The sequence below is a fragment of the Lachnoclostridium sp. An169 genome, from assembly GCF_002160525.1.
GTDB lineage: Bacteria > Bacillota > Clostridia > Lachnospirales > Lachnospiraceae > Mediterraneibacter > Mediterraneibacter cottocaccae.
The window spans coordinates 18604-40866 of record NZ_NFKT01000037.1; the positions used below are offsets into that span (position 1 = coordinate 18604).

The window sequence follows — 22263 nt, forward strand, 5'->3', positions numbered from 1 at the left end:
CGTGCGGCAGCCTGTCTTTTCATAACTCAGAACCATTTTGGGAAGGGGGAGCAGGATCAGGAAAGAAATCTGCAGATCCGGTTCCAGTATTCTTCCAGTTCCCGATTTCCCGACTGATAGATTTCATGTTTTGTCCCGGGAATCTTTACGAGGGAAACCGCCGTGTTTTGACTGCATTTTTTCGCAAACGCTTCTGTCTCTTTATTGGATACAAATGTTTCCTTTTCTGCCTGAAATATCAGAAGAGGAGTCCGAATCGTCCGGCAGCTCTTACGCATCAGAAAATGATTTAATTGTCCGGCAGACACAAGCCATCCGTAGGAGGCTGCATTCATCTGAAACAGCGGATCCGCGTCACGTTTTTTCCGGTAGTATTCGAATCTTGCCCGTGACGTGGCTGCGCTGTCTTCAAACTGCTCCTGTCCGTCATAAGGTTTCTGCCCCATAACATAATCCCGCTCTTTCCCTGCCATGCAGAATACGCCGGCGGTTATCTGCGCGGCAGTCCATGGGATATTTCCGGTCAGCGGCCGGATCATGGGAGAACTCAGGACTGCTTTTTTGAACAGTCCGGGATATATGGATGCCGCCGCAGCCCCGATCCCTCCGCCCATGGAATGTGCATAAAGGAAGAGCGGCAGATCCGGGTATTTTCTCTTCGCAAATTCTGCTGTATAGACAAGATCATTTACATACCTGTCAAAGCTGTCCGTATGTACAAGGGAAAGATCATCTGCCAGCCGGTAGCTGCGCCCGTGACCGCAGTGCTCGACACAGAAAACATGAAAATTCATTTTTAAGAAATAATAAACCGGCTCAAGATACTTTTCCGCTGTCTCCGTGAATCCGTGCGAGATCAGAATGACGCCACGGGGTGTGTCTGCCCGATAGGAGACACAGTACAGCTTTTTCCCGGCTTCCCGTTCCAGAAAAAAGACTTTCCGGTGTTCTGTCAGGTACGGGATCACCTTTTCGTCCATTGCGGAGACATAATTTCTTTCGTCTATAATAAAACTATTTACACCCGCTTCTTTCATATATCCGACTTTCATCCTTTCAATCCGATCCCGGCATTGATTTTCTGTTCATTGTAGAAGACCAGCAGGATTCCTCCCAGGAAGCAGAATCCGGCTGCTCCAAAAGCGGCAATCCGATAGCCGGCGCCTGTAGCCGTGCCGATGGTGGAGACGGCCGTAAATATCAGCATGGATACGCTCTGCCCCAACTTGAAAGCGAAAGTTCTGGCAGCATAAAACATTCCCTCCCGGTTACTTCCGGTCCTGTTCGCGTCTCCTTCAGCGATATCCGCAATGACAGACTGGGGCAGGATGCCGAAGATGGCCATAGGCAGAGAAGCCGCCACGGTAAGGATCCACCCCTGTATCTCCGGCGAAATCACGCTGATTCTTCCCATAAAGCCTGTGTAAAGAAATGCGATGGAAAATGCGGCAAATGCAAAGAGAATCAGCTTTTTCTTGCCGGTTCGGGGAGCAATCCTGTTGATGGGTATATAAAAGATCAGAGAGAGCGCTGTCATGCTTACGAAGTAAAGTGTGGTCATGGACTCCGGCAGCTTCAGAAGGCTTGTGACAAAAAAAGGAAGTCCGGTCTGGAACATCGTCAGTCCGATCCAGTACATAATATCCGATCCCACAAACTTGCAGAATTCCCTGTTCCGGAACGTGGCGGCAAGCGACCGGAGAGCACTGTCCCCTGTGGGCGCGGCATTTACATAATCCTTTTCGCGGATTGTCCATACCGGAATCTGCATACAGATAAATGCAATGACCGCCATCACGGCAAACGTAGTACGGATCGCGTTTACCCTCCCAAGGGCGGGGATCAGAAATCCCCAGAGCACAGGCGCCAGGTAAGCCACCGCTGTTCCGGCGATAAAGGTAAATGAGATGACTGTGGAAATGTCAAGCCTCTCTTTCTGCGTATGTCCCAGTTCCGGGATCAGGGCATTATACGGCGTGCAGTAGGCTGTGATCGAAAAATAATAGACAAGAACCATTACAAAGAGAAAGACCCCATTGATCCGGCTCAGACCGTTTACCGGAGACCAGAACACCAGCACGGTAGAAAGCGCAAGGGGAAATGAAGCCCACTTAAGAAAAGGAATTCTCCGGCCTTCTTTTGCTCTGCAACGGTCTGACCAGGAAGCTACCATCGGATCTGTGACGGCATCAAATATACGTCCGAAAGCTGTAATGCCGCCGATCACAGTGAATACTCCGAAGATCACCAGACCCTGAGGAACAAATACGGTCTGCCCCTGGCTGACTGCCACCTCATCGGGCTGATAGAAGTATACCAGCCAGTTGGAAATAAGACCGGACAGGAGCGCCCATCCGAACTGGCCCGCTGCAAATTGCCAGATTTTTCCTGTTGTAAGTTTCTTCATTTTCCTTCCTCCTTCATTTACCGTCAGCTTTGCCTCTGTGTGTTCGACAGTCCCAGGATCAGGAGTTCCCCGGCGATCTTTACCTGCCGGAAAAGAGAGACCCTCTCATCAGAAGGGAGCAGCCGGCCGCCGGCCGCCAGCTTCTGCATCAGACTCAGCATGATGTGAGTCAGTGTAAAATACGTTTCGTCTACAGACCATGAAAAGCAAAGGCTTCCATCTGCCAGTCCCTTTTCCAACGCCCGGGTCACATATTGCTTCAGATCCAGAATTTGAGCTTCGTACTCCTCCAGCCGATCCCATGGAATATGATATTTCATAATAAATGAGTCAAATTCATAAAGAAACTTCAGAAATGAAAATTCCGTTTCAAACAGCTCCTGAAAAATATCCATGATCTGCTCCATCTGCGCCCTGCCGTCTGCTTCCCGATATGTCGGAGAATCCAGCTTTTTTACGTATTTTCCGGAGATTGTTTTCCAATAAAAAACCGCGCTGCTGACGGCAAGCTCAGCTTTAGTGGAAAAATAACGGTAGACAGTTGTCGGACCTGTTCCGGCATGTTTTGCCACCTCTTCGATCGAGACATCTTCTATGGTGCGTTTGCAGAAAAGATCAAGGGCCGCAGCAAGGATCTGTTCTGAACGGCAGGCGCGCTGTCGCTCCCGGGTAATTGATCCGCTCATAGTTCCTCCTTCTTCTTTATGGTAGTATTACTACCAGTTTTGTATATATTGTACATCTCTTCTCGTTCTGTGTCAACGATTTTATGCATCTTTCTTCAGATTGCCTGCTGCAGAAACATTATTGTACAACTATAAAGAACAGCAATGGAGCCGGTTCCGTATCCTGAGATGTGCATACAGGCGAAAAAAGGAAAAAAATAAGGAGAAACGCTGATTTTTCAACGTTTCTCCTTATTTTGACAAGAGGCGCAGACCGGATTTGAACCGGTGAATCAGGGTGTTGCAGACCCACGCCTTACCACTTGGCTACTGCGCCTAGCTATGAGCACTTAGCGACCGTCTTTTGTTCGCCTTACTGTGTTCAAGTGACCCCGACGGGAATCGAACCCGTGTTACCGCCGTGAAAGGGCGATGTCTTAACCGCTTGACCACGGGGCCATAGGATGACACTGCTTCCGCAGCGACCGGTGTCTATCATAGCATAAGATGAGGGGAAATGCAAGGGTTTTTTTGAAAAACACAAAACGAAAATCCCGAACCGAAAATCCCGAAGGTCTGCACACCTTCGGGATTTTCTATTCCGTTTTTGGTATGGTGGCTTAAGCCACAGGCTGGTCAGCGCTTATTTTCTCATCCCATCCGTCATCTTTTTCACATATTCTCCCACATAGGGTGCTGCCTCTTTCCCGTGCTCCCCGATAATTTTCACAATGGCGGAACCGACGATAACTCCGTCTGCAAGTTCTGCCATTTTCCCCGCCTGTTCCGGCGTTGAGATGCCGAAACCGATAGCGCAGGGAATATCCGTATTCTGGCGGACAACATTTATAATGGAAGAAAGGTCTGTGGTGATCTCGCTTCGGGCTCCGGTGACGCCAAGGCTCGAGACGATGTACAGGAATCCTTCCGCCTCCTTTGCAATCATGGCGATGCGGTTTTCCGAGGTCGGCGCGATCATGGATATCAGATCCACACCGTATTTCCTGCAGATCGGGAGAAATTCTTCTTTCTCCTCATAGGGAATATCGGGCAGGATCAGTCCGTCCATGCCGATGTCCCGGCAGGTGGAGATGAAGCGTTCCGCTCCGTAGGAAAATACCACGTTTGCATAGGTCATGAACACCATGGGGACGGTTACATCCCGGCGCAGTTCCCGGACAAAGTCGAAAATTTTATCTGTGGTGACGCCCCCTTTCAGGGCGCGGATATTCGCCCCCTGGATTACCGGACCTTCCGCGGTGGGATCGGAGAAGGGGATGCCCAGCTCGATCAGGTCAGCCCCGTTCTCCACGGCTGCGCGGACGACGGCTCCGGTGGTCTCAAGATCCGGATCTCCGCAGGTGACAAATGCAATAAATGCCTTTTTATTTTCAAATGCGTTTCTGATATTACTCATGGATATCCTCCCCTCTGTAGCGGGCAATGGCGGCGCAGTCCTTGTCGCCTCTGCCGGAAATCGTGATAACGATGATCTGGTCTTTTCTCATCTGAGGAGCTGCCTTCATGGCGTATGCAACCGCGTGGGCGGACTCGATGGCGGGGATGATCCCTTCGGTGCGCGCCAGGTACTCGAAGGCGTTTACCGCTTCGTCGTCGGTAACGGGGACATATTCTGCCCGGCCGGTGTCGTGGAGCCATGCGTGCTCCGGGCCGACGCCAGGATAGTCAAGCCCTGCGGAAATGGAGTAGACCGGGGCGATCTGACCGTACTCATCCTGGCAGAAGTAGGACTTCATGCCGTGGAAAATGCCTACTCTCCCGGTGTTTACCGTGGCGGCAGTCTCAAAGGTGTCGATGCCCCGTCCCGCTGCTTCGCATCCGATCAGCCGTACTTCTTTGTCTTCGATGAAATGATAGAAGCTTCCGATGGCGTTGGAACCGCCGCCCACGCAGGCGATCACGGCATCCGGGAGCCGCCCCTCCTTCTCCATGATCTGCACTTTGATCTCTTTGGAGATAACCGCCTGGAAATCCCGCACAATGGTAGGAAACGGATGGGGACCCATGACGGAGCCGAGGCAGTAGTGGGTGTCGTCAATCCGGGACGTCCATTCGCGCATGGCCTCGGATACCGCGTCTTTTAATGTGGCGGTTCCGGATGTGACAGGAATCACTTCCGCGCCCAGGAGCCTCATGCGGTAAACGTTGAGCGCCTGGCGGATCGTATCTTCCTCGCCCATGAAGACAACGCACTCCATACCCATCAGGGCGGCGGCTGTGGCAGTGGCAACACCGTGCTGCCCGGCGCCGGTCTCTGCGATGAGGCGGGTCTTGCCCATCTTTTTTGCCAGAAGCGCCTGCCCGAGGACATTGTTGATCTTGTGGGCGCCGGTGTGGTTGAGATCCTCCCGTTTCAGATAGATCTTCGCGCCGCCCAGGTCCTTTGTCATCTTTTCCGCATAGTAAAGTCTGGAAGGTCTTCCCGCATATTCATTGAGAAGATAGTTGAGTTCCCGGTTGAAATCCGGGTCGTTTTTATAGTGGTCATACGCCTGTTCCAGTTCGATGACGGCGTTCATCAGTGTTTCCGGAATGTACTGGCCGCCATGGATGCCGAAACGTCCTTTTGGATTTGTCATTGTTCATCTTCCTTTCTGCACGCCTCTCTTACGGCGTGAACGAATTTTATCATTTTGTCACGGTCCTTATGTCCGTCTGTTTCGATGCCGGAGCTTACGTCCACTGCGTAGGGATGCAGCAGATGGACTGCTTCGGCGGCGTTGTCCGGGGTGAGCCCTCCGGCGAGAAAATAGGGGCGTCGGATATGCCGGATCCGCTCCCAGTCGAATGTCTCTCCCGTTCCGCCGCTGCCGGAGTCAAGGAGAATGTAGTCCGCGGCGGAGGATTCAGCGGCGGAGGTTTCTGCAGCGGAGGATTCAGCGGCGGAGGATTCTTTAGCGGAGGACTCCGAGGAGAAGGATTCTGCAGCAGAGGACAGCGGAGAATCAGCGGACGGATCAGCAGGAGAATCCGCCCGGAATGCCTGGATCAGGGGCCGGTCTGTCAGCGCCCGGAGCACCCTGACATACTCCGGAGTCTCGCTTCCGTGAAGCTGGGCGATATCAATGATTCCTTCTTCAAGAAGTTCCGCGATTCGTTCCGGCGCTTCATTTACGAAAACACCGACTGCCCGGATGCGGGGATCCAGCAGTCCCTTCAGCCTTTCTGCCTGCCCGGGGACAACATACCGCCGGCTTTTCGGGGCAAAGACGAAGCCGATGTAGTCCGGCATCAGCTCGTTGGCTGTGAGGATGTCGGCTGCTGTCATCAGTCCGCAGAGCTTGATCTTTGTCATGCTGTTCATATTTTCCCTCTCAGTTCCGCAAGTTTTGCCTTTTTGTCCGGCGCCCGCATGAGTGTTTCGCCGATCAGGACTGCGTCAGCGCCGATCTCCCGCAGCTGTGCCACGTCCCCGGCAGTGCGAACCCCGCTCTCCGAGACGAAGAGAACATCCGCCGGGATAAGTGAGCGGAGCTTCCGGCTGTTTTCTGTGTCCACGGAGAAATCTTTCAGATTCCGGTTATTTACCCCGATGACCCGTGCGCCTGCGCGGAGTGCGGCGCCGATCTCCTCTTCGTCGTGGGCTTCCACCAGGGCGGAAAGCCCGAGGTCATCGCAGATGCCGATATATTCTGCAAGCTGTTCTTCCGTGAGGATGGAGCAGATCAGCAGAACGGCAGAGGCGCCCAGGAGAGCAGCCTCATAGATCATGTACTCATCCACGGTAAAGTCTTTTCTCAGGCAGGGGATGGAGACAGCTTCTGCGATTTTTTTCAGGTAACTGTCTTTCCCGAGAAACCATTTCGGTTCCGTGAGGACAGAAATGCAGTCTGCTCCTGCCGCCTTGTATTCCCTGGCGATTTCCACATAAGGGAAGTCGGGGGCGATCAGCCCTTTTGAGGGAGAAGCTTTTTTGCACTCGCAGATGAAGGAGATGTCCGGTCCCTTCAGGGCATTTTCAAAGGCAAAATTCCCTCCGGGCAGTGCCAGTGCCTGAGCTTTTATATCGTGAAGGGAAAGCTTTATTTTCGCCTGTTCGGTGCGCTCGCGGGCGTGTTCTGCGAGCTGGTCAAGGATGGTCTTCATATGTTTTACTCCTCCGTTCTATTCCTCTGTTTTATTCCGCTGCTCTATTCTTCCGGGCGGTTGCTTACTTCGATGAGTTTCCGCAGCGTCTCATATGCCTTCCCGGAGTCGATGAGTTCTGCGGCGAGGGCAATACCGTCTTTCATGCTCTCCGCCTTCCCGCCAATGTAGAGGGAAGCACCTGCGTTCATGAGAACCGCGTTCCGGCGGGGACCCTTTTCTCCTTTGAGAACAGAGATCGTGATCTGTGCATTTTCCTCAGGCGTACCGCCTTTCAGGTCTTCCTTTGTACAGCGCTCAAATCCGAAATCTTCCGGTTGGATCACATAGGATTTGAACCATCCGTCTTTGAATTCGCAGACTGTCGTAGGCGCACTCATGGAAATTTCGTCCAGTTTATCCTGCCCGTAGACGACCATGCCGCGTTTCACACCCAGGCTGATGAGCACCTGTGCCAGAGGTTCCACCAGATAGTCGTCGTAGACGCCCAGGAGTTGCATGGCCGGTGCTCCCGGATTGGTGAGGGGACCGAGGATGTTGAACACGGTGCGGAATCCCAACTCTTTGCGGATGGCTCCCACATATTTCATGGAGGTGTGGTATTCCTGGGCGAAGAAGAAGCACATGCCTACCTCGTTTAAAAGCTCTACACACCGGGTCGGGCTCTGGCGGATATTTACGCCCAGGGCTTCCAGGCAGTCCGCAGTACCGCACTGGGAGGAAGCGGCGCGGTTGCCGTGTTTGGCAACTTTCATGCCTCCTGCGGCAGCCACAAGGGCGGAGGTGGTGGAAATATTGAAGCTGTGTGCATTGTCCCCGCCTGTGCCGACGATCTCGAATACGTCCATCCCGGTCTCGACTTTCACTGCATGATCCCGCATGGCATTGGCGCATCCGGCGATCTCGTCTGTGGTTTCCGCACGGGCGCTCTTGGTGGAGAGTGCTGCCAGGAAGGCTGCGTTCTGGGTGGGAGTGGTCTCTCCGCTCATGATTTCATTCATGACGGCGTAGGCTTCATCATAGGTTAAGTCTTCTTTGTTTACGATTTTTACGATTGCTTCTTTGATCATGGTGCTGGCTCCTTTTCTGTAAAATCTGTAATATGCAGTATATGTTGAGATTGCTTTTTATAAAATTTTTTAAAATGCGCCGGTTCCCTCCGCGTGCTTATCCGGCGCTTCCGCATTTCGCGGAGAGGAAATTCTCCAGGATCTTCCGTCCGTCCGGGGTCAGGATCGATTCGGGGTGAAACTGTACGCCGTATATGGGAAACGTCTCGTGCTGAACGGCCATCACTTCCCCGTCGGCTGTGACGGCAGTGATTTTCAGGCACTCCGGGATCGTCTGCGCGTCGGCGGCGAGGGAGTGGTAGCGGGCAACGGGAATCTCTTCCGGCAGTCCGTCGAACAGAGGAGTATTCCGGTCAAGCTGTGCCACAGACTGCCTGCCGTGCATCAGTTCTCTGGCGTAAGTGACGTCGGCGCCGAATGCGGTGCAGATTGCCTGATGCCCGAGACAGACGCCCAGAAGCGGGATCTCCGGTCCCAGTTCCCGGGCGGCTTCCACGATGATGCCGGCGTCCTCCGGGCGGCCGGGACCCGGGGAGAGGATGATCCGTTCCGGGGCGAGTTTCCGAATCTCATCTACGGACATTTCGTCGTTTCGGATCACCTTAATATCGGGATTTATCTCACCGATGAGCTGATACAGGTTGTAGGAAAAGCTGTCGTAATTGTCAATCAGTAAGATCACAGGTCCACCTCCTCTGCAAGTTTCAGGGCAGTGACGACTGCCTTTGCCTTGTTGATACATTCCTCGTATTCCTTTTCCGGAACCGAGTCGGCGACGATCCCGGCTCCGCTGCGGACGAATACCTTTCCGTTTTTCCTGTATGCGATACGGATAGCGATGCAGGTGTCCATATTTCCGGTGAAGTCAATGTAGCCGATCGCCCCGCCGTAAATGCCGCGTTTATTGTTCTCCAGTTCTCCGATGAGCTGGCAGGCACGGATCTTCGGGGCGCCGGAGAGGGTTCCGGCGGGAAGGACTGCTTCCACCGCATCCAGGGCGTCGCAGTCATCCCGGATCTCACCCCTTACAGTTGAGCCGATATGCATAACGTGGGAGTAGCGCTCGATGGTGTGGAAGTTTTCCACTTTCACGCTGCCGAAGCGGCTGATCTTTCCCAGGTCATTGTGTCCAAGGTCCACGAGCATGTTGTGTTCGGCGAGTTCTTTTTCGTCCGCCAGGAGTTCCTTCTCCAGTGCCAGATCCTCTTCCTCCGTGCGCCCTCTCGGACGGGTTCCGGCGAGGGGAAAGGTATGGAGCACACCGTTTTCCAGTTTTACCAGTGTCTCCGGCGAGGCTCCTGCCACCTCCACATCGGTTCCGGAGAAGTAGAACATGTAGGGGGACGGGTTCAGCGTCCGGAGGACTCGGTAGGTGTTCAGCAGACTTCCCTCGAAAGGAGCGGAAAGCCGGTTGGAGAGCACGATCTGGAAAATGTCTCCCTCCCGGATGTGGCTCTTCGCCTGCTCTACCATGCTGCAGTAGGTTTCCCGGTCAAAGAGGGGAGTGACTTCGCCGAGCAGATGTCCCGGCTGTTCCTGCTTCTTTTCTCCGGTGCGGAGCAGGCTGCGCATCTGCCGGAGCTCAAGAACTGCCTTGTTGTAGTTGGTTTCCGGGTCATCCAGGGACATGTTTGCGATAAGGATGATCTTCTGGCGGACGCTGTCAAAGGCGATCACTTTGTCAAAGAGCATCAGGTCCACATCCCGGAAGGATTCCTCGTCCTGTACTTTCATGCGCACGGACGGTTCGCTGTAGCCCAGATAATCATAGGAGAAGTAACCTACGAGCCCTCCCGTGAAGGGCGGCAGGTAGTCGAAGCGGGGGCTTTTGTGCTCCGAGAGAATCTGCCGGATGAAAGTGGAAGGATCGTCTGTGTGAAATGTAATGCTTCCGGCCTTCATCTCGCCGTCCAGACAGGTGATCTCGAGCTTCGGGTCATAGCCCAGGAAGGTATAACGTCCCCACTTTTCCCGCTCTGTGACGGACTCCAGTATATAGCAGTGGGTGGAGACATTTTTCAGGATACGGAGTGCTTCGATGGTCGTACATCCGTCGGCGAGGATCTCGCAGCTCACCGGAAGAGTGCGGTACTCTCCGCTGCGGGCGATCTCTCTGACCGTGTCGATGTCAGGTAGAAATTTCATAAGATACCTCCTTACTACATTTTGTCTGTCTTTCGTGCAGGGAGATGATGGAAATAAAAAAACGCCCCTGACAGAAAGATATCTTCTGTCAAGGACGAATAAAAACGCTTTATCCGCGGTGCCACCTTGATTCATGACAATGACGTCATGCACTTGTCAGGATACCATCATATCCCCGGCAACTAACGTATGCCTGCACGTTGCAGAATACTCTGCGAGGACTTTTCCAGGTGAGAGTAACAGGAACTCTCCCGGGAACCCTGCGCATTTGACTGCACCCTCAGCGGTCCATTTGACGACTTGTTTCTCATCCGGTTCTCAGCATCCCGGACTCTCTGTAAAGGCATCATCGCCGTTATCTCCGCCTCATCGGTTTGATGTTGTTAAGGATAGCACGATAAGGGGAGGATGTCAATGAAAAAATTGTGAAAAATGTGAATTTTCACTTTTTTCACTCGACAAGAGTGAAAATTCATTTTATAATGTAAAAAACACACATAGGAGGGCTGCTCATGCAGTATGAAAGTGAAAAAATAGAGTATAAAGAAACGTTCACCCCTGAGATTTATAAAGAAGTTATTGCATTTGCCAATACAGAAGGCGGTATTATATACATCGGAGTAAATGATGAAGGAAATCCGACAGGACTTGAAAATATTGATGATATCTATACACGTATTACAAACGGAATTCGGGATGGGATTCTTCCGGATGTAACGATGTTCGTGAAATATACACTGGCAAATGACAGAATTATCCGTATAGAAATCGCAGAGGGGTCCTGTAAACCGTATTATCTGAAAGGAAAAGGACTGAAACCCTCCGGAGTATATGTCCGGCAGGGAGCATCATCAGTTCCGGCATCGCCTGAACAGATTCGACAGATGATTAAAACAACAGATGGTGATGAATTTGAAACTTTTCGTTCTGTGGAGCAGGAACTTACCTTTGAGCAGGCAAAAGATGTTTTTGAGAAAAACGGAATAGATTTCTCTGAGAAAAAGTATTTCCGGCTTGGGATAAAAAATCCTGAGTCAGACTTATATACAAATCTTGGGCTGATTATTTCTGATCAGTGTTATCATACTGTGAAGATTGCAGTCTTTTCTGATGAGGATAATACTGTTTTTCAAGACAAAAAAGAATTTTCAGGGTCTGTTTTTAAACAGTTGGAGGAAGCTTATGAATATCTTAGGTTATGTAATCAGAATCACGCGGTAATCAGCGGGCTCGAGCGGGAAGATCATTGGGATTACCCGGAAGCAGCTCTAAGAGAAGCCCTGTTGAATGCACTGATTCATCGCGATTACAGTTACAGCGGCAGCATTATCATCAATATAAACAGAAAAGAACTGGAAGTTGTATCCATTGGAGGGCTGATGCCGGGAATTTCTCAGGAGGACATTCGTAACGGAATTTCTTTGTCAAGAAATCCAAAACTCTCCGAAATTTTTCACAGGCTCCGCTTTATAGAAGCATATGGAACCGGCATAAGAAGGATATATTCCTTGTATAAAAACTGCCGCAGGCATCCGGAACTCATGATTACACAGAATTCTTTCAGGATCGTACTTCCTAACATGAATACTGCCGGTGAAGAAATTACTGAAACGGAAGAAAGATCAGAGAAGGCTGAAAATTCTGTGAAAATTTCAAAACAGCAGGAGATGATTCTGGAATATCTTTCTGAACATTCGGAAATGAGTTCTGAAGAGGTACGGGAATTGTTAAATATCAGGGAAACAAGAGCATATGTGATCATGAAGCAGCTTGCGGATGCGGGATTGATCGGAATAACAGGACGTGGGAAAACAAAAAGATATTTTAAGAAATAAGAGGATGATTCAGAAGATGCCTGCAGATAAATGTCGGGATTCTTTTATATTCGTATTATGTCATTTTTACGCCCACGTCAATAACCAGGCTGTCCTGCTCCGTGTTGTCACGGGGCAGGACAGCCGGACGATGGCCGCCGGTATAAAAAGTAACTATACCAGCCTTTACCTATACCATACTGCCGCTTCGTACGGTCTCATTTTCCACACGCCGTTTTCCGGTGTGGTCTCAGCAGAATAGTTTCCGATCACGCGCTTATATCCGCTTACATCCGGAGCGCCTTTCCACTCGTAATCTTTTCCGTAGAAGTTGCATGCTACGATCAGCTTATGTCCGTCGTACTCTCTTTCATAGGCGAAGACACAGGGATCTTTCTCTGCGAGAGGAGTGATGCCGCCGTAAGCGATGACATCGAGTTCTTTTCTCAGTGCGATGAGCTTCCGGTAATAGTGGAAAATGGAATCCGGGTCAGAGAGCTGTTCCGCTGCGTTGACTCTTATGTGGTTGCTGTTCACGCCGATCCACGGCTCTGTGCCGTCAGCTGCGGTAAATCCGGCGTATTCGGAAGCATCCCACTGCATCGGAGTACGCCCGTTGTCACGGGAGTGGATCTGCACGATCCGGAGGGCGTCGGAAGCGGACAGCCCTTTGTCCTGGAGAATCTGGTAATAGTTCAGACTTTCCACGTCGCGGAACTGGCTGATATCAGTGAAGTCTGTGTTGGTCATACCGATCTCTTCGCCCTGGTATACATAGGGGGTGCCGCGCAGGCAGTGAACGATGGTTCCCAGCATCTTTGCGGATTCTTTCCAGTATTTTCCCTCATCGCCGAAACGGGATACCGGGCGGGGCTGGTCGTGGTTGCACCAGAATACGGCGTTCCAGGCATTGTGCTCCGCCATTTTCGTCTGCCACTCGAACATGATGTGTTTGAGTTTGCCGAAGTCAACAGGGACAAGCACCCACTTTTCATTTCCCATAAAGTCCACTTTCAGGTGATGGAAACTGAACACCATGGAGAGTTCATGGGTGTCTCTGCCCGCGTACTGGTAGCAGTTCTCAATGGATGTGCTGGACATCTCGCCGACGGTGACGATCTCCGCGTCTGTTCCGAAGGTGGCTTCATTGAGCTCTTTTAAGTATTTGTGGATGTTTGGACCGTCTGTATAGAACCTGCGTCCGTCTCCCGCCGTATCATCCTCAAAGGCTTCCTTGCTGATCAGATTGATCACGTCGAAGCGGAATCCTTTCACACCTTTGTCCATCCAGAAGCGGAGGATTTTCTGTACTTCTTTTCTGACATTTTCATTGTCCCAGTTCAGGTCCGCCTGGGTCACGTCAAAGAGGTGAAGATAGTATTCATCGAATTTCTCCACATATTCCCAGGCGCTTCCGCCGAACTTGCTCTCCCAGTTAGTGGGAGCGCTTCCGTCCGTTTTCCCCTTGCGGAAGAAGAAGAAATCTTTGTAGTAAGGGTCGCCTGCCATGGCTTTCTGAAACCACTCGTGGTTGGTGGAGACGTGGTTGAACACCATGTCGAACATGAGGCGGATCCCGCGTTTGTCTGCTTCCGCGATCAGCTCTTCCACGTCAGCCATCGTTCCGTAGCGGGGATCGATATTATAATAGTCCTCCACATCGTAACCGTTGTCGTTCTGGGGAGATACGAAAAACGGTGTGAGCCAGATATAATCCACGCCCAGTTCTTTAATATAGTCAAGTTTATTGATTACGCCGCGAAGATCTCCGAGCCCGTCGCCGTTGGTGTCGCAGAATGACTTCGGGTAAATCTGGTATACGGTGCTTTTTCTGAAATCTCTCTTCATAATATTCCCAACCCTTTCCTTGTTATTGCCGTGCTTTATTCCCAGGTGATTACCGGGGTTACGCCTGCTTTTGCCTCCATGCCGGAGTGCATGGTGATGTTCGCCGCGCTGCCTTCTCCTGTCACGATCAGCATTGTCGTGCACGGATGTCCCGCCGCTTTGATTTTCTCCGGATCAAACTCGATCAGCGGATCCCCGCATTTCACATGATCGCCTTCTTTGACGAGCAGTTTGAACCCGTCGCCGCCCATGTCCACGGTGTCCACACCTACATGAATGAGCAGTTCCAGACCGTTTGCCAGGGTGAGACCGCATGCATGCCCTGTATCTGCCATGACGATGGACACATCGCAGTCTGCCGGAGCGGTTACAACTGTGCCTGACGGTTCGATGGCAAGTCCGTCACCCATGATCTTCTGGGAGAACACATCATCCGGCGCCTCCTCGATCGGCATTACCTTTCCGTCGAGGATGGATTTCAGTTCTTTTACGTCATCTGCTGCGCTGTCTGCCGCATTTGCTGTGTCGGAAACCGCTGTGCTGTCTGCAGCGTTTCCTGCTGTATTTGCGGTGCTCTCTGTTGTATCTGCAGCTGTATCCGCTGCGTTTTCTGCGCCTGCTGTTTCCTTACCGAATCTGTCTTCTTTGGAAAGTTTGATTCTACCTACAATGAATGTCAGGGTAAACGGTATTACAATCGCAACTGCCATGGCAATAAGGAAGTACAGGTAGTACTCTGCCTTGATGGAGAGGATGCCCGGAAGACCGCCGACACCGATGCTGAGCGCCTGTACGCCGCATCCTACAGAGATCATGGCCGCGCAGCAGGAGCCGATCATACCGCACACAAGCGGGAACACATATTTCAGGTTTACACCGAACAGTGCCGGTTCCGTAACGCCCAGGTAACAGGAGATACAAGCGGGAACATTGACCTGCTGTGCTCGCTCGTTTTTCTTCTGGAGAACGCTCATTGCGAGGACACTGGAGCCCTGTGCGATGTTGGAAAGTGCGATCATGGGCCAGAGGATTGTAGTCTTCGGCGGGATCGCCAGCAGCTGTGAGTCGATGGCGTTTGTCATGTGGTGCAGACCGGTCATGACAAGGGGCGCATACAGCAGTCCGAAGACAGCAGCAAAGAGGAAGCGGAAGTTGGAAGTCAGTCCGGTGTATACAACATTTCCGATAGCGTCTCCGATTGCCCAGCCGATCGGGCCTACGATGGTGTGTGCGATGATAATTGCCGGAACGAGGGAGCAGAACGGAACGACGATCATGCTGATGACTTCCGGACATATTTTCTTAAAGAATTTTTCCAGATAGACGAGGACGAAACCTGCCATCATGGCGGCGATGACCTGTCCCTGGTAGCCGATCATTTCCACTTTTGCAAATCCGAAATCCCACACCGGAATCTCGTCAGCCGGAGTGCTGGAAACGCTGAAGCCGTTGAGCAGCTGTGAGGAGACGAGGGTCAGTCCGAGGATGATACCGAGGATCTGTGTGGTTCCCATTTTCTTTGTGATGGACCATACGATACCGACGGGCAGCAGGTGGAAGACCGCTTCACCGATCAGCCAGAGAAAATTGTAGGTGCCTTCCCAGAACTGGGAGATATCTGCAAGGCTCTGGGTTCCGTTGTTAAAGAAGTTGATCTCGCCGATGACGTTGCGGAAGCCGAGGACAAGACCGCCGCAGATCAGGGCAGGGATCAGCGGTGCGAAGATTTCGCCCAGGGCGCCCATAATTTTCTGTAGCGGATTCTGATTCGTCTTTGCCGCCGCTTTCACCGCATCCTTGCTCACGCCCTCGATTCCGGCGTAGGCGGTAAATTCATTGTAAAATACAGACACATCGTTGCCGATGATGACCTGGTACTGGCCTGCCTGGGTAAATGTTCCCTTTACGCTCGGCAGTTCCTCGATTGCCTTTTCATCTGCTTTTTTCGGATCAACAAGAACAAAACGCATTCTTGTCATGCAGTGGGAGACTGCCTGGATGTTCTCTTTCCCGCCAACGAGACGAAGCAGGCTTTTTACATCATTTTCATACTTTCCCATCGTTCTCTTCCTTTCTTACTCTGATTCAGATATTTTTTCCGGAAACAAGTATTTTAAACCTAAACTTGTTTGAACAACTTGAATATAACATGCTTGTTTAAACATGTCAATTGTAAAATTGAAATTATGGGGAAACTTTTTTAGAAATTAAAGTCTCTGGGAAATAAAAAGTGTTTTCAGAGTGATTCTGAAAATTCGAATTCTGCAGTATGGGGAGAGCTGTTAATTTTGGGAGTAATCATCAGATTTCGTAGTTGAGAATGCGGCGGGCAGTTTATACAATAGCAGAAAGGCAGAACTGTTTTTCCGGAATAATGGAGCCGGAACAGGGGAACCAGAAAATCAGACGAACAGGCAGGGAGGTCAGGAGAACAATGACATCGAGAGAACTTGTAAAAAGAACACTGAATTTTGAAAACAGGGACGGCAGGGCGCCCAGGGATCTGTGGACGCTGCCCTGGGCGGAGATGAACCACGGGGAGATGCTGCATAAGATCCAGAGAGAGTATGAGAGTGACTTTGTGTGTGCGCCGGAGCTTCTGGGAACCAGAACTGTTGAGGAGGGCGATCCGTATACACCGGGAACCTACAGGGACCAGTGGGGCTGCATTTTCCAGAATATTCACCCGGGGATTATCGGGGAGGTAAAAGAACCGATTATAAAAGGAGAGGACTGGGAAGATGTAGAGGCGGCTCACATTCCGGTGGAACAGCTTACCTTTGACAGAGATGCGGTAAATGCGTTCTGCCGCAGTACGGACAAGTATGTATTTTCCGGCGTGTGTCCGAGACCGTTTGAGCAGCTGCAGTTTATCCGCGGCACGGAGAACCTGTATATGGATCTTATGGATATGCCGGAGAACATGGAGAAATTTCTGGGGAAGATGCATGCATTTTACTGCGAACTTCTGGAGGAATGGGGAAAGACAGATGTTGATGCTCTGCGGATCATGGATGACTGGGGCAGCCAGAATACGCTTCTGATCAACCCGGAGATGTGGAAGAAGATCTTCAGGCCGATGTACAAAGACTATATTGACATAGCAAAACGGCACAACAAGGCGATGTTCATGCACTCGGACGGAAATACACTGCAGATTATCCCGGAACTGATCGATCTGGGACTGGATGCGCTGAACGCCCAGATCTTCTGCATTGGCGTTGAGAAACTGGAGCCGTATGCGGGAAAGATGACGTTCTGGGGAGAGATTGACCGCCAACATCTTCTGGTAGAAGGAACTCGGCAGGATATTTTTGAGGCTGTAAAGAAAGTGAAAGAGACGCTGTGGAGAGACGGCGGGTGTGTTGCCCAGTGCGAGTTCGGACCGGGCGCAAATCCGGAAAACGTGTATGAAGTGTTCCGGGCATGGGATGAGGTGCTGAAATAGTTACTTTTCACACGTCCGCCAGTCATCCGGCTGTACTGCCCCATGTTGCCCCGGTGGCCACGCTTTCGCTCGGGAGTGAAGCGCAGCGGTACATAGGACCGCAAAAGACGCGGTCCAAGAACCGGCGCTCCACTACGGATCTTTGTGACAACATGGGGCAGTACAGCCTGGGGGATGGCGTGGGTATGAAAAGCAACCTGGAATAAAGGAAAGGCAGGAAGGAGAAAGAAATGGCAGGAGAAATGAATGGAAAGACGGAAAAGAGGATGACAGAAAGGGAGCGGTTTATCCGGACGCTGCTCTGTGAGGATATCGGGGGCAGGGTGCCCCATTTTGAACTGGTGTATTTCCTGACCATGGAAAAGTTCGGGAAAGTGCATCCGAACCACAGAAATTACGAGCAGTGGAACCAGATGAGCTACGAGGAGAAAAAATTACATATTGAAGATATGGCACAGCTTTATATCGATACGGCAAAAGCCTATGATCACAGCGCCATCTTTGTCCAGACTCCCGTGAGGGCGCTGGATCATATGCAGTGGCTTCTGGAGACGATCCGGGAGAAGTCAGGGGACGAGTATTATCTGATGATCCACGGCGACCCGACCTGGGCGATTCCGACCGGGGACGATATGATGGAGTTTGCCGCAAAGATGTATGAGGAGCCGGAAGAGCTCAACGAGATTTCAAAGAGACGGGTGGAAGAGCATGAAAAGATGGCGGAGTATTTTGACAGCCACGGGCATCTTCTGGATGGCTTCACACTTTGTTCGGATTATTGTTTCAATGTAAATCCGTTCTTTAACTGTGAGATGTTTGACGAGCTGATCGTGCCGTTTCTGAAGGAAATTATTTCTGAGTACCGGAAGCTGGGATACTACGTGATCAAACATACGGATGGAAATATAATGCCGATCCTCAAACAGATGGCGGACTGCGGTCCCCATGCAATCCATTCCCTGGATCCCCAGGGCGGCGTGGAGCTTCCGAAGGTCCGGGAGATTGTGGGGGACAGGATTGCCCTCATCGGAAATGTAAACTGCGGTCTGCTTCAGACCGGGACGGATGAGGAATGTGAGCAGGATATTATGCGGTCACTGCGGGAAGGCATGGCAGGGGGAAAGGGATATATTTTCTCTACTTCAAACTGTGTCTACACGGGAATGCCTCTGGCTCGTTATGAGAAGATGGTGGAACTGTGGAGAAAATACGGAGTGTATCCGGAGAAGGAATAAAACTAAGAAGAAATTGCAGGTGGAAATCAGAAAGATATATTTGACATTATTATATTTCGCACAGGAGCGAGGAATTACATATGGACATGTTTTTTATAAATGAGAAAAACGGCAGGAGGATCAAGGAACTGGAACAGTACAGATATCGGGAATGTATCGATCTGGAGAAATTTTCCGTATCTGAAGATACAAGCGGTCTGATCAATCCGGAGGTGCCGCGGGAATTTGACGGATGGGAAACCATGAAAGTGGGAGATTACTGGTCCGGGCGCGATCAGTATCTGTGGATGCATAAAGATCTTGAGATTCCTGAGTCGTGGAAGGGCAGGAAGATCGTGGCCCTTCTTGACGCCGGGAGAGTGAGCCGGGCGAATATGGGACGGTTTGAGCTCATGTTCTATCTGAACGGCAGCATTTATCAGGGGGTAGATGAGAATCACAGAGAGGTTTTCTTAAGCGACAGTCTGTGCGGAACCACGGCGGATGTGACGCTTCGTCTCTGGTCCGGGGTGGAGGAGTCCGGTCCTCCGACAGTGCAGGAGTTCCGTCTGGCGTGTGCGAAACTGGCATGGCTTGATGAAAAGACGGACGATCTGTATTATATGGCGTCCATGGTGCTGAAGACAGTGGAGTGCCTGGATGAGCACAATCCGGTGAGAACTGCACTTCGAGTGGCTCTTGACGAGTCGCTGAAGCTGATTGACTGGGCTTATCCGGGAAGCGGGGGGTTCTATGAGTCGGTATACCGGGCAGACCGGATGTTAAATGAGCGGATTGACTCCATGGGAAAACACAGCGATGTAACTGTCTGGTGTGTGGGACATACGCATATCGATATGGCATGGCTCTGGAGGCTGAAACATACGAAAGGAAAAGGAGCCCGCTCATTTGCCACAGTCCTGCGCCTGATGGAGCTGTTTCCAGAATACATTTTCCTCCAGTCGCAGCCCCAGCTCTATGAATATGTAAAGGAAGAGTTTCCGGAACTCTATGAGCAGATCAAAAAGAGAGCGGCAGAGGGAAGATGGGAGACGGACGGCGTCATGTGGGTGGAGGCTGACTGCAACCTGACAGGCGGAGAGTCACTGACAAGACAGATTCTCCTAGGAAGCCGGTTTTTCCGGGAGGAGTTCGGACACGAGCCGGAGTTCTTATGGCTTCCGGATGTGTTCGGATATTCCTGGGCTTTGCCCCAGATCTTGAAAAAAGCGGGAATCCATACATTTATGACAATTAAGATAAGCTGGAGCCAGTACAACCGGATGCCCCACGACACGTTTATGTGGAGAGGAATTGACGGCAGCGAGGTACTGACACATTTCCTTACTGTGCCGGAGGAGTGGAATCCGGAGCCGGGAAATGAGGAGCGTGTCTGCCATTATACCTACAGCGGTAATGTCCTTCCCGGAGTTGTAAAGGGAACCTGGGATGCATACCGGGATAAGGAGATTAACAGAGATCTTCTGATGGCTTATGGATATGGTGACGGCGGGGGAGGCGTGACCCGCGACATGCTTGAGAACCGGAGAAGGATCGACCGGATACCCGGGCTGCCGTCTGTGAAACCGTTGAGAGCCGGAGAATATTTCCGGAAGCTACATGAGAACGTGGAGAACAGCGGAAGATATGTCCATACGTGGGACGGGGAGCTGTATCTGGAATACCACCGGGGAACCTATACCAGTCATGCTTATAACAAGAAGATGAACCGCAGGATGGAGATGCTCTACCGCAGGGCGGAGTGGATGACCGTCATGGGCGCGCTAGCGCAGGGAGGGTCGGAAGAGGACGGTTTTACGGCGGAAGACGCGGCAGGGAACAGTCAGGCAGAGAATATGGCAGAGGATGTGCGCCGAGCGGACGGAAAGCTGGCGAAGGCGGAGCAGGAGAAGCTGACAAAGGGTTGGAAACTGCTTCTGACAAACCAGTTCCACGATATTATTCCGGGATCGTCTGTCCACGACGTATACGAGGACAGCCGAAAAGATTATGAACGGATCGAGCGTACAGCCGCAGAGGTACAGGAGGATTTCTATGATGCGGTGTTGGAAAAACAGGAAAATGTCTGGACTGTGTTCAATGATTCCACATGGGCGAGAACCGGTCTGGTGCGCCTGCCCGATACCGGGGCAAAAGCGTACCGGGACGGCAGCGGAAATGTACTGCGGTGGCAGAAGGAAGGCGACGGCATTTACGTGGAAGTGCGGGATGTGCCGGGAATGGGATATGAGACGGTTGAGGCGGTCGGTGCAGATATATTCGGAGCAGTGAGCGCAGAGCCGGCGTTTGAAGTGTCCGGATGGAAGATTGCGACTCCGGTTTATGAGATCAGCCTGAATGAATGCGGACAGATCACAAGGCTGTATGACCGGACATTTGACAGGGAAGTGATCCCGGAGGGCGCCAGGGCAAATGTATTTCAGATGTTTGAGGACAAGCCGCTTGATTTCGACGCCTGGGATATAGATATTTTCTATCAGGATAAGATGCGGGAGATTACGGAGCTGACAAAATTCGAGGTGAGCAGCGAGGGCAGCCTGCAGATGAAGGTTCACCTGGAATGGAAATACATGAATTCCAGAATTGAACAGGACATGATTCTCTATGGCAGCAGCAGGAGGATTGATTTCCGGACAAGAGTGGATTTCCACGAGCGGCAGCAGCTCTTAAAAGCCGCCTTCCCGGTGAATATCCGTTCCACATATGCCACATATGATGTGCAGTACGGCAATGTCAGACGCCCGAATAACTGGAATACCAGCTGGGATCAGGCAAAGTTCGAGACCGTTGCACACCGCTGGGCGGATCTGTCGGAGAGAAATTACGGTGTAAGCATTTTAAATGACTGTAAATACGGACATGATATCAAAGATAATGTGATGCGGATCACCCTGATAAAAAGCGCGATTCAGCCGGATTACCTGCAGGATCAGGGGATGCATGAGTTTACTTATTCTCTGCTTCCGCATGCCGGAGATTTCGTGGAGGGAAGAACCGTACAGGAAGCTTTCGATGTAAATGAGCCGCTGCAGGCTGTCCCGGGGAAGGCGGTGCTTCCGTTTAGAAGCTTCCTGACATTCGATAACGATCAGGTGGAACTGGATGCGGTGAAGAAGTCGGAAGACGGGAAATATCTGGTGGTACGTTTCCACGAATATGCGGGCAGCAGGCAGAAGGTGACACTGCGGATGGGATTTGAGTTCGCTTCCTGGGCGGAAGGCGATCTGATGGAAAGAAGGATTGGAGAGTGGAGCGAAGAAAAAGAGATCAGGATGGAAGTCGGAGCGTATGAGATAAAGACGGTGCTGGTAGAAATTTAAGCAGTTGGGGACGTAGTAAAATTCAATTTTACTACGTCCCCAACTGCTATATCGCCCCGTCCCTTTTTGAGATTTACTGTGTCCCCCATGTGCATATTCACTAAAACGAATAATAAAGTTGCCATTAATTACCTGGGTGATTTGTGCATTTTTCAAAAGGGGACAGGGCTGTCTGCAAAAAGGGACAGGGCGGAGGTTAATTCG

At 51.4% G+C, this 22263-nt stretch carries 16 protein-coding genes and 2 tRNA genes; 4 read left to right on the plus strand and 14 right to left on the minus strand.

The features are described 5' to 3' along the window. Nucleotides 1-56: 56 nt before the first annotated feature. The 12 genes from B5F07_RS19005 to trpE form a co-directional block, all read right to left on the minus strand. Nucleotides 57-1037, minus strand: coding sequence for an alpha/beta hydrolase (locus B5F07_RS19005; protein ID WP_087162802.1), 981 nt, complete (start codon nucleotides 1035-1037; stop codon nucleotides 57-59). An 11-nt stretch (nucleotides 1038-1048) separates the two neighbouring features. Continuing rightward, the gene (locus tag B5F07_RS19010) at nucleotides 1049-2407 is read right to left on the minus strand and encodes an MFS transporter (protein ID WP_087162790.1); all 1359 of its coding nucleotides are present in this window, start codon (nucleotides 2405-2407) and stop codon (nucleotides 1049-1051) included. A 23-nt stretch (nucleotides 2408-2430) separates the two neighbouring features. Next, complete coding sequence (locus B5F07_RS19015) at nucleotides 2431-3093, minus strand: TetR/AcrR family transcriptional regulator (protein WP_087162791.1); 663 nt, start codon at nucleotides 3091-3093, stop codon at nucleotides 2431-2433. A gap of 244 nt (nucleotides 3094-3337) precedes the next feature. Continuing rightward, a tRNA-Cys gene (locus B5F07_RS19020) sits at nucleotides 3338-3409 on the minus strand. Between the two features lie 50 nt (nucleotides 3410-3459). After that, nucleotides 3460-3531, minus strand: a tRNA-Glu gene (locus B5F07_RS19025). Between the two features lie 184 nt (nucleotides 3532-3715). After that, a complete protein-coding gene (trpA, locus tag B5F07_RS19030) occupies nucleotides 3716-4489 on the minus strand; it encodes a tryptophan synthase subunit alpha (RefSeq protein WP_087162792.1) in 774 nt (257 codons plus the stop codon). Continuing rightward, the gene (gene trpB / locus B5F07_RS19035; RefSeq protein ID WP_087162793.1) at nucleotides 4482-5672 is read right to left on the minus strand and encodes a tryptophan synthase subunit beta; all 1191 of its coding nucleotides are present in this window, start codon (nucleotides 5670-5672) and stop codon (nucleotides 4482-4484) included. The genes trpA and trpB overlap by 8 nt, the downstream gene beginning before the upstream one ends. After that, nucleotides 5669-6388, minus strand: coding sequence for a phosphoribosylanthranilate isomerase (locus B5F07_RS19040; RefSeq protein WP_087162803.1), 720 nt, complete (start codon nucleotides 6386-6388; stop codon nucleotides 5669-5671). Before B5F07_RS19040 ends, trpB begins: the two co-directional genes overlap by 4 nt. A 5-nt stretch (nucleotides 6389-6393) precedes the next feature. Continuing rightward, nucleotides 6394-7179, minus strand: a complete 786-nt coding sequence (trpC, locus tag B5F07_RS19045) for an indole-3-glycerol phosphate synthase TrpC (RefSeq protein WP_087162794.1) — start codon at nucleotides 7177-7179, stop codon at nucleotides 6394-6396. Nucleotides 7180-7223: 44 nt separating this feature from the next. After that, the gene (gene trpD, locus B5F07_RS19050) at nucleotides 7224-8249 is read right to left on the minus strand and encodes an anthranilate phosphoribosyltransferase (protein ID WP_087162795.1); all 1026 of its coding nucleotides are present in this window, start codon (nucleotides 8247-8249) and stop codon (nucleotides 7224-7226) included. A 97-nt stretch (nucleotides 8250-8346) separates the two neighbouring features. Beyond that, nucleotides 8347-8931, minus strand: a complete 585-nt coding sequence (locus B5F07_RS19055; protein WP_087162796.1) for an anthranilate synthase component II — start codon at nucleotides 8929-8931, stop codon at nucleotides 8347-8349. Then, nucleotides 8928-10394: an anthranilate synthase component I gene (trpE, locus tag B5F07_RS19060; RefSeq protein ID WP_087162797.1), complete on the minus strand. Its 1467-nt coding sequence runs from the start codon at nucleotides 10392-10394 to the stop codon at nucleotides 8928-8930. Before trpE ends, B5F07_RS19055 begins: the two co-directional genes overlap by 4 nt. Before the next feature lie 512 nt (nucleotides 10395-10906). Between trpE and B5F07_RS19070 the strand changes: the two genes are divergently transcribed. Continuing rightward, nucleotides 10907-12229, plus strand: a complete 1323-nt coding sequence (locus B5F07_RS19070; RefSeq protein WP_087162798.1) for an RNA-binding domain-containing protein — start codon at nucleotides 10907-10909, stop codon at nucleotides 12227-12229. Between the two features lie 165 nt (nucleotides 12230-12394). Here the strand turns inward: B5F07_RS19070 and treC are convergent, their stop codons facing one another. Together treC and treP are read right to left on the minus strand one after the other, a co-directional pair. Beyond that, nucleotides 12395-14056, minus strand: a complete 1662-nt coding sequence (gene treC / locus B5F07_RS19075; protein WP_087162799.1) for an alpha,alpha-phosphotrehalase — start codon at nucleotides 14054-14056, stop codon at nucleotides 12395-12397. Nucleotides 14057-14091: 35 nt separating this feature from the next. Then, nucleotides 14092-16116, minus strand: coding sequence for a PTS system trehalose-specific EIIBC component (treP, locus tag B5F07_RS19080; protein WP_087162800.1), 2025 nt, complete (start codon nucleotides 16114-16116; stop codon nucleotides 14092-14094). Between the two features lie 374 nt (nucleotides 16117-16490). On the opposite strand from treP, the gene B5F07_RS19085 reads away from it, so the two are divergent. From B5F07_RS19085 to B5F07_RS19095, 3 genes are all read left to right on the plus strand, one after another. After that, complete coding sequence (locus B5F07_RS19085) at nucleotides 16491-17504, plus strand: uroporphyrinogen decarboxylase family protein (protein WP_087162804.1); 1014 nt, start codon at nucleotides 16491-16493, stop codon at nucleotides 17502-17504. Between the two features lie 230 nt (nucleotides 17505-17734). After that, nucleotides 17735-18739 (plus strand): uroporphyrinogen decarboxylase family protein, encoded by a 1005-nt coding sequence (locus B5F07_RS19090; protein WP_087162801.1) that lies wholly within the window; start codon nucleotides 17735-17737, stop codon nucleotides 18737-18739. A gap of 80 nt (nucleotides 18740-18819) precedes the next feature. Beyond that, nucleotides 18820-22059 carry an alpha-mannosidase gene (locus B5F07_RS19095; RefSeq protein WP_330397895.1) on the plus strand — a complete coding sequence of 1080 codons (3240 nt, stop codon included), beginning with the start codon at nucleotides 18820-18822 and terminating at the stop codon, nucleotides 22057-22059. Nucleotides 22060-22263 lie beyond the last annotated feature (204 nt).

Bases quoted from the DNA above. Each gene is read 5' to 3' on its own strand.
- B5F07_RS19005 (WP_087162802.1), bottom strand. From the start codon at position 1,037: ATGAAAGAAGCGGGTGTAAATAGTTTTATTATAGACGAAAGAAATTAT.
- B5F07_RS19010 (WP_087162790.1), bottom strand. From the start codon at position 2,407: ATGAAGAAACTTACAACAGGAAAAATCTGGCAATTTGCAGCGGGCCAG.
- B5F07_RS19015 (WP_087162791.1), bottom strand. From the start codon at position 3,093: ATGAGCGGATCAATTACCCGGGAGCGACAGCGCGCCTGCCGTTCAGAA.
- trpA (WP_087162792.1), bottom strand. From the start codon at position 4,489: ATGAGTAATATCAGAAACGCATTTGAAAATAAAAAGGCATTTATTGCA.
- trpB (WP_087162793.1), bottom strand. From the start codon at position 5,672: ATGACAAATCCAAAAGGACGTTTCGGCATCCATGGCGGCCAGTACATT.
- B5F07_RS19040 (WP_087162803.1), bottom strand. From the start codon at position 6,388: ATGACAAAGATCAAGCTCTGCGGACTGATGACAGCAGCCGACATCCTC.
- trpC (WP_087162794.1), bottom strand. From the start codon at position 7,179: ATGAAGACCATCCTTGACCAGCTCGCAGAACACGCCCGCGAGCGCACC.
- trpD (WP_087162795.1), bottom strand. From the start codon at position 8,249: ATGATCAAAGAAGCAATCGTAAAAATCGTAAACAAAGAAGACTTAACC.
- trpE (WP_087162797.1), bottom strand. From the start codon at position 10,394: ATGAAATTTCTACCTGACATCGACACGGTCAGAGAGATCGCCCGCAGC.
- B5F07_RS19070 (WP_087162798.1), top strand. From the start codon at position 10,907: ATGCAGTATGAAAGTGAAAAAATAGAGTATAAAGAAACGTTCACCCCT.
- treC (WP_087162799.1), bottom strand. From the start codon at position 14,056: ATGAAGAGAGATTTCAGAAAAAGCACCGTATACCAGATTTACCCGAAG.
- treP (WP_087162800.1), bottom strand. From the start codon at position 16,116: ATGGGAAAGTATGAAAATGATGTAAAAAGCCTGCTTCGTCTCGTTGGC.
- B5F07_RS19085 (WP_087162804.1), top strand. From the start codon at position 16,491: ATGACATCGAGAGAACTTGTAAAAAGAACACTGAATTTTGAAAACAGG.
- B5F07_RS19090 (WP_087162801.1), top strand. From the start codon at position 17,735: ATGGCAGGAGAAATGAATGGAAAGACGGAAAAGAGGATGACAGAAAGG.
- B5F07_RS19095 (WP_330397895.1), top strand. From the start codon at position 18,820: ATGGACATGTTTTTTATAAATGAGAAAAACGGCAGGAGGATCAAGGAA.